The 13,611-nt window shown below is 72.3% G+C and carries 17 protein-coding genes and 2 pseudogenes; 5 read left to right on the plus strand and 14 right to left on the minus strand.

Features of this window, described 5'->3' with window-relative positions; translation table 11 throughout:
* The coding region (locus ABD211_RS29890; protein WP_344139050.1) for a tetratricopeptide repeat protein at nucleotides 1–1,404 on the plus strand (1,404 nt) is incomplete at its 5' end.
* On the opposite strand, the gene ABD211_RS29895 is transcribed toward ABD211_RS29890, so the two are convergent.
* From ABD211_RS29895 to ABD211_RS29905, 3 genes are read right to left on the minus strand one after another with little or no spacing between them, the layout of a single operon-like run.
* Complete coding sequence (locus tag ABD211_RS29895; protein ID WP_344139052.1) at nucleotides 1,385–1,786, minus strand: cellulose binding domain-containing protein; 402 nt, start codon at nucleotides 1,784–1,786, stop codon at nucleotides 1,385–1,387. The two genes, ABD211_RS29890 and ABD211_RS29895, sit on opposite strands and share 20 nt — an antisense overlap.
* Before the next feature lie 30 nt (nucleotides 1,787–1,816).
* Nucleotides 1,817–2,794 (minus strand): GNAT family N-acetyltransferase, encoded by a 978-nt coding sequence (locus tag ABD211_RS29900; RefSeq protein WP_344139054.1) that lies wholly within the window; start codon nucleotides 2,792–2,794, stop codon nucleotides 1,817–1,819.
* A gap of 43 nt (nucleotides 2,795–2,837) precedes the next feature.
* Nucleotides 2,838–3,260 (minus strand): cellulose binding domain-containing protein, encoded by a 423-nt coding sequence (locus tag ABD211_RS29905; protein ID WP_344139056.1) that lies wholly within the window; start codon nucleotides 3,258–3,260, stop codon nucleotides 2,838–2,840.
* Between the two features lie 123 nt (nucleotides 3,261–3,383).
* Here ABD211_RS29905 and ABD211_RS29910 point away from each other — a divergent pair, with 123 nt between their 5' ends.
* A complete protein-coding gene (locus tag ABD211_RS29910) occupies nucleotides 3,384–3,818 on the plus strand; it encodes a VOC family protein (protein WP_344139058.1) in 435 nt (144 codons plus the stop codon).
* Between the two features lie 7 nt (nucleotides 3,819–3,825).
* On the opposite strand, the gene ABD211_RS29915 is transcribed toward ABD211_RS29910, so the two are convergent.
* Together ABD211_RS29915 and ABD211_RS29920 are read right to left on the minus strand one after the other, a co-directional pair.
* Nucleotides 3,826–4,086, minus strand: coding sequence for a CopG family ribbon-helix-helix protein (locus ABD211_RS29915; protein ID WP_344139060.1), 261 nt, complete (start codon nucleotides 4,084–4,086; stop codon nucleotides 3,826–3,828).
* Between the two features lie 23 nt (nucleotides 4,087–4,109).
* The gene (locus tag ABD211_RS29920) at nucleotides 4,110–4,382 is read right to left on the minus strand and encodes a hypothetical protein (protein WP_344139062.1); all 273 of its coding nucleotides are present in this window, start codon (nucleotides 4,380–4,382) and stop codon (nucleotides 4,110–4,112) included.
* A gap of 101 nt (nucleotides 4,383–4,483) precedes the next feature.
* On the opposite strand from ABD211_RS29920, the gene ABD211_RS29925 reads away from it, so the two are divergent.
* Nucleotides 4,484–4,714, plus strand: coding sequence for a VOC family protein (locus tag ABD211_RS29925; RefSeq protein WP_344139064.1), 231 nt, complete (start codon nucleotides 4,484–4,486; stop codon nucleotides 4,712–4,714).
* Between the two features lie 169 nt (nucleotides 4,715–4,883).
* Nucleotides 4,884–5,498, plus strand: coding sequence for a hypothetical protein (locus tag ABD211_RS29930; RefSeq protein ID WP_344139066.1), 615 nt, complete (start codon nucleotides 4,884–4,886; stop codon nucleotides 5,496–5,498).
* On the opposite strand, the pseudogene ABD211_RS29935 reads toward ABD211_RS29930, so the two are convergent.
* The 3 genes and pseudogenes from ABD211_RS29935 to ABD211_RS29945 form a co-directional block, all read right to left on the minus strand.
* Nucleotides 5,493–5,648 (minus strand): annotated as a pseudogene (locus ABD211_RS29935) (transcriptional regulator); the annotation flags it as partial. The gene ABD211_RS29930 and the pseudogene ABD211_RS29935 overlap by 6 nt on opposite strands.
* Before the next feature lie 42 nt (nucleotides 5,649–5,690).
* Entirely contained in the window at nucleotides 5,691–6,215 is a 525-nt protein-coding gene (locus ABD211_RS29940; protein ID WP_344139068.1) for a hypothetical protein, read from the minus strand.
* Between the two features lie 149 nt (nucleotides 6,216–6,364).
* On the minus strand, nucleotides 6,365–6,490 hold the full coding sequence (locus ABD211_RS29945; RefSeq protein ID WP_344139070.1) for a hypothetical protein: 126 nt from the start codon (nucleotides 6,488–6,490) through the stop codon (nucleotides 6,365–6,367).
* Nucleotides 6,491–6,709: 219 nt separating this feature from the next.
* Here ABD211_RS29945 and ABD211_RS29950 point away from each other — a divergent pair, with 219 nt between their 5' ends.
* Nucleotides 6,710–7,612: a CE1 family esterase gene (locus ABD211_RS29950; RefSeq protein ID WP_344139071.1), complete on the plus strand. Its 903-nt coding sequence runs from the start codon at nucleotides 6,710–6,712 to the stop codon at nucleotides 7,610–7,612.
* 12 nt (nucleotides 7,613–7,624) lie between these two features.
* On the opposite strand, the pseudogene ABD211_RS29955 reads toward ABD211_RS29950, so the two are convergent.
* From ABD211_RS29955 to ABD211_RS29980, 6 genes and pseudogenes are all read right to left on the minus strand, one after another.
* Nucleotides 7,625–8,314: pseudogene (locus tag ABD211_RS29955) on the minus strand (TMEM164-related integral membrane acyltransferase); the annotation flags it as partial.
* Nucleotides 8,315–8,387: 73 nt separating this feature from the next.
* A complete protein-coding gene (locus ABD211_RS29960; protein WP_344139072.1) occupies nucleotides 8,388–9,188 on the minus strand; it encodes a class I SAM-dependent methyltransferase in 801 nt (266 codons plus the stop codon).
* Nucleotides 9,189–9,237: 49 nt separating this feature from the next.
* A complete protein-coding gene (locus ABD211_RS29965; RefSeq protein WP_344139073.1) occupies nucleotides 9,238–9,969 on the minus strand; it encodes a YwiC-like family protein in 732 nt (243 codons plus the stop codon).
* Between the two features lies 1 nt (nucleotide 9,970).
* A complete protein-coding gene (locus tag ABD211_RS29970) occupies nucleotides 9,971–11,299 on the minus strand; it encodes a multicopper oxidase domain-containing protein (RefSeq protein ID WP_344139075.1) in 1,329 nt (442 codons plus the stop codon).
* A gap of 5 nt (nucleotides 11,300–11,304) precedes the next feature.
* Nucleotides 11,305–12,510, minus strand: a complete 1,206-nt coding sequence (locus ABD211_RS29975) for a hypothetical protein (protein ID WP_344139077.1) — start codon at nucleotides 12,508–12,510, stop codon at nucleotides 11,305–11,307.
* On the minus strand, nucleotides 12,507–13,611 hold a 1,105-nt coding region (locus tag ABD211_RS29980; RefSeq protein ID WP_425560559.1), incomplete at its 5' end, for a hypothetical protein. The genes ABD211_RS29975 and ABD211_RS29980, both read right to left, overlap by 4 nt.

Raw genomic sequence — 13,611 nt, forward strand, 5'->3', positions numbered from 1 at the left:
TTGCCCGCCTCGGCCGTCGCCGCGCTGGTGGATCGCGACCTCGCCGGGGCGCAGCCGGCGTTCGACCAGCTCGTCGCCGCCCACCTGGTCATGCGCGGCGGTCGCGACGGGTCCGGCAAGCCGACCTGGCGCATGCACGACCTGCTGCGCGCCTACGCCGTGGAGCGCGCCGTCGGGCTGACCGACACGCGCGCGGCGGTCACGCGCCTGCTCGACCACTACTGCCGCGCCGTCCGTCGGGCCGCCCGCGCCCTGTTCCCGCACGACCGGGCGACACTGGACGACGGGCCGGGGGCGCGGTTCGACGCGACCGGGCCCGGACCCGCCGGTCCGGACGCCGCCGGGCAGTGGCTCGACGCGCACCGGGCCAACATCGTCGCGTCCGCCACGCACGCCGCCGCGCACGGTTGGGCGGAGCACGCGGTCGCGCTGTCCACGGCGCTGTGGCGCTACCTCGAGGTGGGCGGGCACTACCAGGACGGGCTCGCCGTGCACGCGGGCGCGGCGCGGGCGGCACGCACGGCCGCCGACAAGGCACACGTCCTCACGAACCTGGGCAGCACCCACTGGTGCCTCGGCGACCACCGCACGGCCCGGCGCTGCTTCGACCGGTCGCTTGCGGCGTTCCGGGCGGCGGGCGACACGGCCGGGCAGGCCCGGGCGCGGGCCCGGCTGGCGCTCGTCCACGAGCGGCTCGGCGACTACCCGCAGGCGCTGGAGCACTTTCAGGCGGCCCTCGCCGGGTACCGGCAGGCCGGTAACCGGCACGGCGTGGGCGCCCAGCTGGTCAACCTGGGGGCCCTGCAACTGCGGCTCGGCGACCACGCGGCGGCGGTGGCGAACCAGGCCGAGGCGGCGGAGATCTTCGCGGCGCTCGGCGACCGGCGCCTGCTCGGGTACGCGCTGGACAACCTCGGCGCGGCCGAGCGCCGCCGCGGCGACCACGAGGCGGCGCTGCGCCACCTGGACGAGGCGCTCGCGGCCTGCCTGGCGGCCGGCGACCGCGGCGGCGAGGGCAGCGCGCACGCGGCCATCGGCGCGGCGTACCAACGGCTCGGCCGGCACCGGGAGGCCACCGAGCACCTGGACCGGGCGCTCACGATCGCCGACGAGATCAACGAGGGCAGCCTGCGGCTGGAGGCGCTCAACACGGTCGGCGAGTGCTGGACGGCGCGGGGTCGGCCGGCCGACGCGATCGCGGCCCATCGTGGGGCGCAGGACCTGGCCAAGCGCAACGGCGACCGGTACGAGCACGCCCGCGCGCTGGCGGGGCTGGTGGCGGCGCTGGCGGCGGCGGGCCGCGCGGACGACGCCGACGCGTACCGCCGGCGGGCGCGGGTCGCCTACCGCAAGCTCGGCGTGCCGGACCTGGACGAGGCGGAGTTCAGCACGGCACGCCGTTGACCGTCAGGTCGGTCGGCACCTCGGTGACCGCGGCGACCGCGCTCCAGCCGAACCGCAGCAGGGCGTTGGTGGCGAGGGTGGTGTTCCACGGCACGCTCGTGGCGGTCGCGACCTGGTCGGGCGTCTGCGTGAGCACGGCGTTCCAGGTGGTGACGACCGTCGTGGGGTGGTCGAAGCTCCAACGCACGACCCAGTTGCTGATGGCCGGGCCGGTGTTGCGGACCTCGATGTCGGCCCCGAATCCGCCGCGCCACTTGGCCCAGAGGATGTATTCGCAGGTGATGGCGGGGGTGGCCGCGACGGCCGGCGACGGGGCGATGCTGACGGCGGCGAGGCCGGCCACGGCGGCGGCCGCAAGCCCTCGGATGGTGGTGTGCCTCATACTCGGCACACTATGAGTTACGCATAGAAATTAGTCAATAGCGGTGCGTGACTCCAGCGTCAGCGCGTAGGTGACGCCGCGCGAGTCGACCTCGAACCCGGCCCGCTCGTATACGCCCACCGCCCCGGTCGGGCTGCTCGCGTCGACGTTGAGCACGACCTCCTCCGCACCCGCGTTGCCCGCCGCGGCCAGCACGGCGCCCAGCAGCGCGCTCGCCACCCCGCGCCGGCGCCACTCCCGTGACGTGCCCACATGTCCCACGTACACCCGGTGCGGCTGCGGGTCGGTGTAGGCCAGGCAGTACCCCGCGACGCGGTTGCCCGCGAGCGCCAGCCGCGACAGCGCGGGCAGGAACGTTGCCGACTCGACCGTCAACCGCCGCCACTCGTCCTCCGGCCGCCGCTGGTAGCCCCAGTGGTCCTCGAAGGCCGTCATGTGCGCCGCATATAGATCATTTCCAAAACCCGGCGAGTACGGCACGAGGGCGAGCCCTTCGGGCAGCGGCGCGGCGACCGCCCGCGCGCCCGCGTCCCCCGACGTGTCGGCCACCATCTCGAACCAGTGGCGCACCGCGGTGAAGCCGAACCGTCGGTAGAGCCGGATGGCCGGGTCATTGCCCGCGAGCACGTCCGCGTGCACCGCCCACCGCGCCTGCGGCGCCACCGCCTGATGGATCTCGCGGGCGCGTTCGACCTGCCAGTCGAGCAACTCGCGGCCCAACCCCCGCCCGTACCAGAGCGGGCGGACGCCGCCCACGAGGTCGACGCGGAACCCGCCGGGTGGCGGCGTCGGGACCAGCCCGACCGCGACGATCTCGCCGTCGCCGGTCACCACGACGCGGGTGTCGCGCGCCACGTCCCGCACGATCGAGTCGATGACGGCGCGGGTCTCGTCCACGTCGTTGGCCGGCTGTCCGCCGGCCGCGATGTCGACCTCGTTGAGCAGGTCCGTCACCGCCTCGGCGTCCGCGTCGGCGTAGGGGCGCGTGGTCAGCTGGGCGGTCGGCATCCCTCGACGGTACGACGGTCCGCAAGAGGATTTCCGGTCGGCGCTAGATTGTCGGCTGATCGCACAGGAACCCGTTGACGACGATGAGCTTCGGCACCTCGGTCGTCGCGGCGATCGCGCTCCACCCGAAGCTGAACGTCTCATTCGCGTCGACCGGCAGGAAGAACGCCAGCGGCGTGGCGGTGACGGAACCGGCCGGGCCTTGCGTGATCTTGGCGTACCAGGTGCTGGTGACCTGGGTCGGGTCGGCGAACCACCAGCGCACCGTCCAGGTGCTGAGGGCGGGACCGTTGTTGTAGATGAAGAGATCCGCTCTGAACCCGTTCGGCCATTTGCCGGTGATCAGGTACTTACAGGCGAAACGCTGCGTCGTCGGCGCGGCGACGGCCGGGGACACCGCCAAGGCGAGCACGGTCACAGCCGCCGTTACGGCCGCCACCAGGGTCTTGCACAGTCGGGCCCGCATCGTGTCCCCCTCGGGTCGCTCGGGCGCGACTCCCCCGCGCCGCCGATGTGTCACTATCCGTCATAGATTCGTAACTGTCAATGCATTCTGATTGATGTCAGTAGGCCTGGATAACATCCGCCCATGGCATACGACTTCCAGGTCACCGTTGACTGTTCCGATCCGCACGTCCTCGCCGACTGGTGGGCCGAGACGCTCGGCTGGGAGGTCGAGCCCAGTGACGAGGCCTTCATCCGACGCATGGTCGACGAGGGCTTCGCCACCGAGGCCGACACGAAGACCCACCAGGGGGTCCTCGTCTGGCGCGAGGGCCAGGCCATCCGCCCACCGGCCGACGGCGACGTGCCCGCCCGACGGGTGCTGTTCCAGACGACCCCCGAGGCGAAGACGGTCAAGAACCGCGTGCACCTCGACCTCCGCATCGGCGGGGACGACCGCGGCGAGGTCGTCGCCCGCCTGATCTCCCGCGGCGCCACCCAGCTCTGGGAGGGCCGCCAGGGCCCGCACACCTGGGTCACCATGACCGACCCGGAAGGCAACGAGTTCTGTGTCGCCTGACCGGGGGTTACGCGGCTTCGCCTGCGTGCCTCTCCAGAAACTCGTCGATCGCCTGGCGGATCACGCCCGATCGGCCGCCCCGGTCATTGCCGGCGAGCTGGTCGAGCCGCCGCACGACATCGGAGGGCAGCCGTACGCCGGTGACAATCATCGGGATCGCGTCCGGTGAGGGGGTCGGGCCAAGGTCCGGACCGGCTGTCGCGTCTCGCAGGAGTTCGGAGATATCGCCGCCGGCATTGAAGTAGGCCACCAGCTCGTCCCGACTCATGGCCCGGGGGTCTCGGTGACTCGTCACAGCGTGCCCTCCATCCACAACTTGATCTCCTCAGGCGTCGCCGGCCGAGCCGCCATGATCGCAAAGGTGTTCACACTGGCAATGCGCTCGCACAGCACCACGATCACACGGCTCGTGTCCGCGAGCCCAGCGACCGCGAGCAGCAACGTGCCGATCTGGTTCTCGATCCGCTGCGGTGAGTACAACGCCTCGACCACCTCGCGATCGGCCACCCCGTGGTCCGCGGCGCTCACCTTCCCGGCGTCCGTCCACGCGTACTCGCGTCCCACGGCCCGAGCGTATAACGCGTAAAACGTGATGTCACGGCCCCTCGCATCAGGCACCATGCCGTTGCCCCGGCATCCGGTTCGCCACCATCGGTTCTTAGTTCGTGCCGCGACTGCCCGAGGGGAAACCTGACGAACCAGCAACCGATGCGGCCCGGCCCGAACGGCGACGCAACCGCCTACACCTCGACCTGCGCATCGGCGGCGCCGACCGCGCCGAGGTCGTTGCCGGGCTGATCGCCCGAGGAGCCACGAAACTCTGGGACGGCCGCCAGGGCCCACACACCTGGGTCACCATGGCCGACCCGGAAGGTAACGAGTTCTGCGTCGCTTGACGCGTCACCGTGAGGAGGTCGTTCGCGGTCGTAGCGGCTCGACTTCACCGGTGGACGCCTAGACTTGAACCTCGCATACGGACGCTGAACAACTCGATCGGGACGAATCTGGATGCCAAAGTCGGCCAAGGGGCGATGCACCCTCTGCGCGCACGAGACGACCAAGGGCGTGATGGTCAAGCATCTGGCCAACTGCCCACGCCGGCAGGAGCAACTCGCCAACGCCGCAAGCGGCAAGCCGCAGACGCTCATACACCTGCGGGTGCAGGACGGTTACCAGAACGCCTTCTGGCTCGATGTAGAGGTGCGCGGGACAGCCACGCTCCGCGAGATCGACAGCTATCTTCGGAGGATCTGGCTCGAGTGCTGCGGGCACATGAGCAAGTTCACCGTCGGCGGTTGGGGCGGGCGCGACGTGGCGCAGTCACGGCGCGTCGACGCCGTGTTCACCGACGACGTAGAGCTCATCCATATTTACGACTTCGGCACGGAGTCCATCACCCGGATCAAGACGGTTGGCAGTCGGCACGGGACGCCGGTGAGCCGTCAGCCGATCGTTCTCCTCTCCCGCAACCTGGCCCCTGAGACGTCGTGCGTGGAATGTGACGAACCCGCCAGTCACCTGTGCCGCGAGTGTCAATCCGAATGGGACTCGCCCGGCACTTTGTGCACCCAGCACGCCAAGAGTCACCCACACGACGACTACGGCCAGCCGATCGAGATTGTGAACTCACCACGCATGGGACTGTGCGGTTATGACGGGCCCGCCGATCCTCCGTACTGACCCGGCCGTCTCCAGCACGGCAAGGTGCTGGGAGAGGTTGCCGGCGGTCAGCTGGAGTTGCGTACGCAGGTAGCCGAACTCGACCCGACGGGCCTCGTGCGCGATGGTGAGGATGCCCAGCCGCACCCGCTGGTGCACCACGTCGTCCAGGCCGGTGACCGGATGGGGGTCGTCCGTCTCGTCCGGCGCCGGTCACCGGGGCCGCCGCAGGCGCTGCGCCAGCGCGAAGCCGGCGCTGCCCAGGAGCAGGAGGCCGCCGTTGATGACCAACTGCGGCGCGAAGCCCCAGTTCGGCCCCCAGCCGACGCCCCACCCGAAGTTGATCGGCACCAGCGCGACCACCAGGTAGGCGAGCGCGAACGCCGCCAGCGCGACCTGCCGCTCCAACCACGCGAGCACCAGCAGGGCCAGTCCGATCACGCCGGTCGGGTCGAAGAGACGGAGCAGGAACATGACCAGGGCGGGCGGCTCCTCGGGGAAGTACGGATAGTCGAGGATCAGCATCGTCGTTGTGAAGGCGGCCGACAGCGCGACGAGCGCGACGCCGGTGATCACGTACGGCAGCACCCGGGTGCCCAGGCCTCGGGCCCGGGCGACCCGCAGCACCAGGGCCGTCCACCAGTAGATCGCCGCGGCCTGGAACCAGCCCTTGCAGATCTGGCCGTCCGCCGTCGGCTGGCAGTCGCTGAGGACGGGATGGGCGAACCGGTACACCACGATCGCCCGAACGTCACCCGCTGGGCGACCCGCACCCGGCGCGCGAGGTCACGCCCCACAGCCGGACGCCGCAGCAGATCTTGGGACGAAACCCGTGGATTTCCGCGGATTCGGTGCCAAGATTGTTTAGCCCATGGGCGATTTGTCGGCTACGTGGTGAGTTCCCAGATGCCGAGCGTCGCAACGGTGATCGAGATGGCCAACGTGACCCAGATGAGTCGCCAGAAGCGGAAGCGCATCTGGTCGTCCTCGGCGGCCCGTACCGACAGGTCCATGGACGTTCGTGATCAGGCCGACCTGCAGCAGGAGACTGGTCAGCCCGACGACGGTCAACACGACCGGCCCGTTGCCCTCGTCATATCTCGGTGGTAACACACGTCCCGCCCTGGTTGAAGTGACCAGTTCATGATCGCTGACCGTCGCCACTCCTCTTCCCCAGTGGACGGACCGGCAGGGCCTGTCGGCGGCGCGTTCCGTCCGGCAGCATGGGTGGCATGACGAGAACGGGGCGGCTGTTCGCCGTGCTGGTGGTGCTGGGGCTGTCGGCCTGCGACTCGACGTCACAGGCCCGGACCCCGAGCGTGCCGACCGGCGCGCCCGGCTCGACGGTCAGCGTCGACCTCGACGGCCGGCCGTTCCGGTTGCACATCCCGACGGGGTACGTGGCCGGCACGAAGGTGCCGCTCGTGGTGGCGTTGCACGGCTTCACGTCCAACGCCGCCGAGGCGGAGAGCTACTTCAAGCTCACCGGGGAGTCCGACCGCCGCGGCTTCCTGTACGCGATGCCCGACGGCACCAGGGACTCCCGCGGCGACCAGTTCTGGGACGCGACGGACGCGTGCTGCGGCTTCTACGCCGACGACGTGGACGACTCCGGTTACCTGCACCGCCTCATCGGGGCGGTGAAGTCCGCGTACTCGGTCGACCCCGACCGGGTCGCCTTCATCGGCCACTCCAACGGCGGCTTCATGGCGTACCGGATGGCCTGCGACCACGCGGCGGAGATCTCCGCGATCGTCTCGCTCGCCGGGGCGATGACCGACGATCCGGCGCGGTGCACCCCCAGCCGGCCGGTCAGCGTCCTGCAGATCCACGGCACGGCCGACGCGACCATCTCCTTCACGGGCGGCGCGAACGGCACGCACCCGTACCCGTCGGCCGCCGCGGGGCTCGATGTCTGGCGGCGCGTCGACGGCTGCGGCGACGCGCCCACCTCGGCCGCTCCCCTGGATCTCGACTCGTCCCTGACCGGGGCCGAGACCACCGTCACGTCATACCGGACCGGCTGCCGCGCCGGCACCCGCGTGGAGCTGTGGGCCATCGCCGGTGGCGGCCACGTCCCGGCGCTCACCGCCCACTTCCCCACCAGGGTGGTCGACTTCCTGCTGTCCAGATAGCCGCGCGAAGATCAGATAGAAGACGTTGAAGAGGACGAACGCGCCCAGCATCAGCACGATCGTGTTCGCGGGGAAGGGCGCCAGCTCGTTGACGAACGCCAGCTCGTCCGGCCACGAGACGAGGAACATGAAGTTCTGGTCCGTGACCAGGTCGACAGCGAGGACGACCAGCGCGACGCCGGCCAGCCAGGCCGTCGACCGCAGGAGGTCGCGGTAGCCGTACCTGACCAGCCCCGTGAAGAGGTAGAACAGGGTGCCGACCAGGAACAGCCAGTGGATCCCGAAATAGTGGACGAACCGGAAATGCGGGAACGCGTAGGACGTCCCCATGTTGACCACGATGAACGACAGGGACGCCCCGACGAACGCCCACGGGAGAATGACCTTGATGACGGCCCTGCGGTCGAGGACGAGGGCGACCGCGGTGATCCACTCCACCATCGCGCACAGTCCCAGCGGGACGGCCTCGACCAGCCGGAATCCCTGCCGGGACGCCATCCAGACCTGGAAGACGACCTCGCCGGTGACGATGAGGGCCGCGACGGACCAGCGGAAGACCCGGCCGACCGTCGGCCGCGCCAGGTGGCCGCGCAGGTGGTACATGGCGACGATCGAGCCGACCGCCAGGGCGAGGACCAGCACGTGGCGCCAGCCGAACAGCTCGAACCCGCGGGCGTACCGCTCGTCGAACAGGAACCCCATGGCGCCCCCACCCGTGATCAATTCCGTGGTGGTCGCACGCTACAGAGCCCGCTGGCGCCTGTAAAGGACCAGGTCAGGGCGCACGGTGGGCGATGGTGAGGAGGTGGCTGCTCGCGCCCAGGAGCGTGGGGTCCGCCTCGACGGTGCGCAGCATCTCCAGCAACAGGTCCACCTGGACCCGGTCGGCGAGGATCTCGTCCAGGCGCTCCCCGAGCAGCCACAACGGTGACTCCACCGCCACCACCCGGTCCAGCACGAGCCCCGCGTCGGTCACCTCGAGGGGCAGCTCCGACGGGTGGTGGAAGTAGGCCGTCGTGAACCACTGCCGCGTCGGATCCCCGTTCGCGTGCCGGCCCGAGGCGAGCGCGCCGTCCACGAGCGGACGGAAGCGCGCGTCGGTGAAGTAGCCCTTCGCGAAGCCGTCCATGAGCGACGCGTACCGGCTGATGGTCGCCGCGACCACCACGCCGCCGGGCCGCACCGCCCGCCCCGCCTCCCGCCACGCGAGGACCCGGTCGTCGCGGTCGGTCAGGTGGTAGAGCGGGCCGAGCAGGAGGACCGCGTCCACGGACCCGTCCGGTACGGGCAGCGCACGGGCGTCGCCGAGCGTCGCCGTCACGCCCGGACGGGTCGCCGCGTCGGTCACATGCCGTGCCACCGGGTCGACGACGTGCACCGCGTAGCCGGCCGTGGCAAGCGGCGCCGCGTAGACGCCGGTCGCGCCGCCGACGTCCAGGACGGCCGCCGGCACGGGCGGCAGGACCCGGGTCAGCACGTCCCAGGTGCGGAGGAACTCCAGGCGACCCTCGCGGGCCGACAGGCGGCCGTACTCGCCGCCTCTGGCGTAGTACTCGGAGATCTCTGGGCGAATCATGACGCGATGCTGCCGCCGCTGGCGGCGGCCGACAACCGAATACCCGGCGTCAGGACGTCGCTATAGCCACGATGAGGAGCACCGAGGCGACGATCTCCGCGATGCCGACCTTCCTCGGGGTCAACGACAGCCACGGGAAGGCGATCGCCCGGCACAGCAGCAGGGCGAACACGGCGGCGAAGGCCGGGCCGAGCCAGATCGCCACGGCCGCCGCGACGACGTGGTAGACGACCGAGGCGCGGTGGTAGGCGACGCTGCCGCGCTCCCGGATCATGGTCTTGACGTGCAGGACCGTGCCGACGAAGTAGAGCAGCACGGCCAGGAAAGCGGGCCACACCGCCGCGGGCGGCGCGCCGGCGGCGACCGCCACCACGAACACCATGAGGCAGCTCTGCCCCACCGAGGCGAGGTCGTTGAGCAGCGCCCGGTCGTTGCGGCGGCGCGCGTAGCCGGCGTTGACCGCCAGGAGCACGGCATACAACGGGGCGAACAGCAGGAGGTCGGGGCACGCCAGCACCACGACGGCGCCGAAGCCGGCGGTCAGCGGGCCGTAGAGCAGCAGTTGGGGGCGCACGCGACCCGGCCGGCCCGTCTTGACCGCCTGCAGCGCGTAGTAGGAGAACAGGTAGCCGCTCAGCCAGGCGACCAGCAGCGGCAGCTGGATCCAGCGGGCGCCGGCGAGCAGGACCCCGGCGAGGAACGGTAGCAGCAGCATCGCCCAGGCGCCGTGCTGCGGCGGGACGTACCGGCGGACCACCCGGCGCCGCGTCGGGACGGGCATCTCAGCTCACCTCGAACAGCCCGCGTGCGCCGCGCTCGGCGTCGACCATGGCGTGGCTGACGAACGGGTAGTGGCCGGCGGCCGGGAAGGTCACCTCGACGAACCCGCCGGCGGCCGGCGCCAGGTCGAGCACCTGCGCGCCGCCCGGGTCGTCCGGGCGCAGCTCGTAGCGGCCCTCCCGGTACACCGTGTCGAACTGGGTGCCGACGATGTGGAACGCGCTGTCGCGGCCGGGCCCCGCGTCGAGCACCCACACGCGGACCCGCTCGCCGGCGCGGGCGGTCAACGGACGGTGGGCGTACTGGGCGACGTAGCCGTTGAAGACGACCGCGTCGGGGCGCTCGGCGCGCATCTTGGCCAGGTCGCCGGTCGCGCCGTCGGCACCGAGGTAGAACTCGGACTGGACGAGGACGTACTCGCGGTCCACCTCAGCCAGGTCGGGCGGGTCGATGATCACGGCGCCGTACATGCCGTTGCCGATGTGGTAGAGCATCGGCATCGTCGAGCAGTGGTACATCCAGATGCCGGCCTTCGTCGCCCTGAACCGGTAGACCAGCGACTCCCCCGGCTCGATCGACCGCATCGGCTCGTCCGGCGCCAGCGCGCCGGCGTGGAAGTCGACGCCGTGGTCCACGCCGCCGTCGTTGCGCAGCGTGATCTCGAACGTGTCGCCGACCCTGCCGCGCAGCACCGGGCCGGGCACCGTGCCGTTGAACGTCCACAGCGTCTGCCGCACACCGGGCGCCACCTCGCCTACGACCTCCTGGACGCGCAGCTCAAGCTTGTGGAGCCGGCCCGTCGACGCGACCGGCGCCGCGGCGTCGCGGGCCGTGAAACCGGCGGCTGGCGCGGCCATGGGGTCGAACGCGGCCGCGTCACCCGTGGTCGTGTCATGACTGTGCGACGGCGCGGCGGCGGTCGTGGTGGTGATCGTCAGAACCATGCCGGCCTGCCGGTGGCCCGGCAGCGAGCACCAGCCCTCGACCGTGCCGCCGATGACGCCCGCGTCGAGGGTCGTCGTCGCGCCGCCCGCGAGCGCGGCCGTCTTCAGCCCGGTGGCCAGGACGAGGTCGTGCCGGCGCCGGTCGGCGTTGGTCAGCTCGATGACCAGCCGGTCGCCGGCGGGCACGGTGATCGTGTCCGGCTGGAAGCGCATGTCCTTCGCGGTGACCTGGACGGTCGTCGTGTGCCCGGTGGGCTCGACGGCGGCGGTCGTGGGGGCCGGCGCGGCGTCCGCGCCACGCTGCGCCACCACCCCGACGAGTACGGCGACGAGCACGAGCGCGAGGCCGGCGGCGACCCCGCCGAGGGGGCGTTGGGGGGCGGACACGGCGGCTACCTCCGGGCGGCGAGCAGGAGACGGATGGCGGGCACGAGGAACTGCAGCAGCGCCGCGAGCACGAGCAGCGACGTGGCGATGCGCACGTAGGGCGGGGTGGGCAGCACGAACACGGCCAGCGCGGCGTTGGCCATGGCGACCCGCTGCGGCCAGTGCCGGTCGAGCGCGTCGGTGCGCTCGCGCACCACGACCGGGCCGCCGCCCAGGACGACGGGGAGCAGGAACGCCAGCGAGCCGATGAGCACCTGGGCGACGAACCCGACGAGCAGCGGCACGAGCACCGCGTCGAAGCGGGCCGCGGCGGCGGCCGGGTCGGCGGCGCCGAGCAGGGTCCACGCGTCCACGCCGAGGGCGACCGCGAGCCACCCGCAGGCCGCCGCGATCGACCACGCCGCGAACGACGCGGGCGCCTTCCGCCCGGCGGTGGTGATCATGGGCCGGGCGCCGAGCGCGACGCCCACCGCGAACAGCGCGACCCCGCCGACGGCCAACCACTTCCACCACGCGAGTACGCCGATGGCGAGCAGCGCGAGCCCCACCCCGGTCGTCGGCAGTGCCGACCGGCCGGCCGGGATCGAGGTCTCGACCATGCGGGTACGCAGGACGGTCGGCCAGAGCATGAGCAGCGTGCCGAGCACGGTCAGGGTGATCCAACCGAGCAGGTTGACGTGCGCGTGGAACAGCAGCAGCCGCGGCCGCCCGCCGCCGTCGACGAGCATCGCCGCGCCGACGGGCACGCCGCTGAGCAGGGCCACGCACGCGGCCAGGTAGTAGTGCACGGTGACGGTGAGCGGGGCGGGCAGCGCCGCGCGCACCCGCCGGGCGAGCCAGCCGAGGTGGGCGGCGACCGCCCCGAACACGACGGCGGCGCCGGCGACCCCGACCCACGGCCGGTCGGCGGTGCCGCCGACGAGTACGCCGGCGACGCCCACGTTGAGCGTGACCAGCCGCGCGGCCTCGGCGCGCCGGTTTACCGGCGTCGGTACGCGCAGGATCGCGGCCGTGAAGTGGGCACTCCACACCAGGATCGCGTTGGTCGCGGCGCCGAGCAGCAGCAGGTGGATGGCGAGCCACCGCCACGTCGGCAGCAACGGGTGGGCGAAGCCGAGCATCACGACCGCGGCCAGGTACGCCAGGGGCAGCGCGCCGACCCGCCGGTGCCAGCTCGCCCGGGACACCGGTGTCGCCCGCGTCGCGCTCATGACCGCACCGCCGATCGTGCCGAGAGGGTCACCGCGCACGCGGCGAAGAGGAGCACCGAGGCGACATTGGCGACCCCGGCCCACCGCCACACCGGTTCGAGCCCGGCGCCGTCGCCGATCGCGACCCGCGCCAGCAGGGACAGGTGCAGCAGCGCGAGGGGCGCGTACAGCACCGGGTGGTAGGGCAGCGGGCGGCGCAGGACGGCCGGCAGGATCACCGGCGCGTGCACGAAGATCATGGAGAGCACGAAGCCCAGGAACACCGCGTGCGTGGTGGCGTCGTAGCGCGGTCCGTCCATCGTGGACCCCGCGCCCGCCCACAGCACGCCGGCCAGGGCGAGCCAGGCGTACCCGGCGAGGAGGCCGACCGCGACGTAGCGGGGCAGGCCGGCGGCGCGCACCGTGCGGCGGGCCGCGTCGAAGGTGACGAGCCAGGCGACCACGGCGAGCAGGCCCGCGCCGAACAGGTGGTGCCCGGCGGCCGGCCACACGGTGGCGGCCGTGACGCCCGCGACCAGCGCGGCGAGCGCCGCGAGGAACCAGCGTCGGGCCCGGTTGCCGAGGACCAGCGCCAGGTCGAGCCGCTCCCCCGCGATGGTCGCGACCGCGAAGGTGGCCAGCCAGGGCACGATCTCGGGCACGCTGAGGCCGCCCAGCCAGAGCAGCGTCGCGGCGTACCAGGCCAGGGCGCCGGCGGCCTGGCCGAGCAGCGCATCGGCGGGCTGGCGGCGCCACAGCGCGCGGTATATCCCGAGCAGGACGACGGCGGCGGTCGCGAGCGGCAGTTTGGCGCCGAGGCTGGGGCCGGTCGCCAGCAGCGTCAGCGCGCCCAGCCCCGAGCTGGCGGGGGCGAGCAGCGCCCAGCGGGTGCCGAGCGCCACCGCGCGCTCGAGCGCCACGAGAGTGCCCACGAAGCCGAGGACCATGAGCGGTCCGTGCACCTCGGGCAGCGTCGGGCGCGGCACGGGCACGTCGACGCCGAGCAGCAGCAGCGCGGACCACAGCCCGCCGGCCAGGGCCAGTGCCCCGCACGCCAGCAGCGGCACCCGCCATCCGACCCGGGCACGCGGCGCCGCAGGCGCGCCCCGGTCGCCGGGCGAC

Origin of the sequence: Luedemannella flava, from assembly GCF_039528515.1 — a bacterium.
Taxonomy (GTDB): Bacteria; Actinomycetota; Actinomycetes; order Mycobacteriales; family Micromonosporaceae; genus Luedemannella; species Luedemannella flava.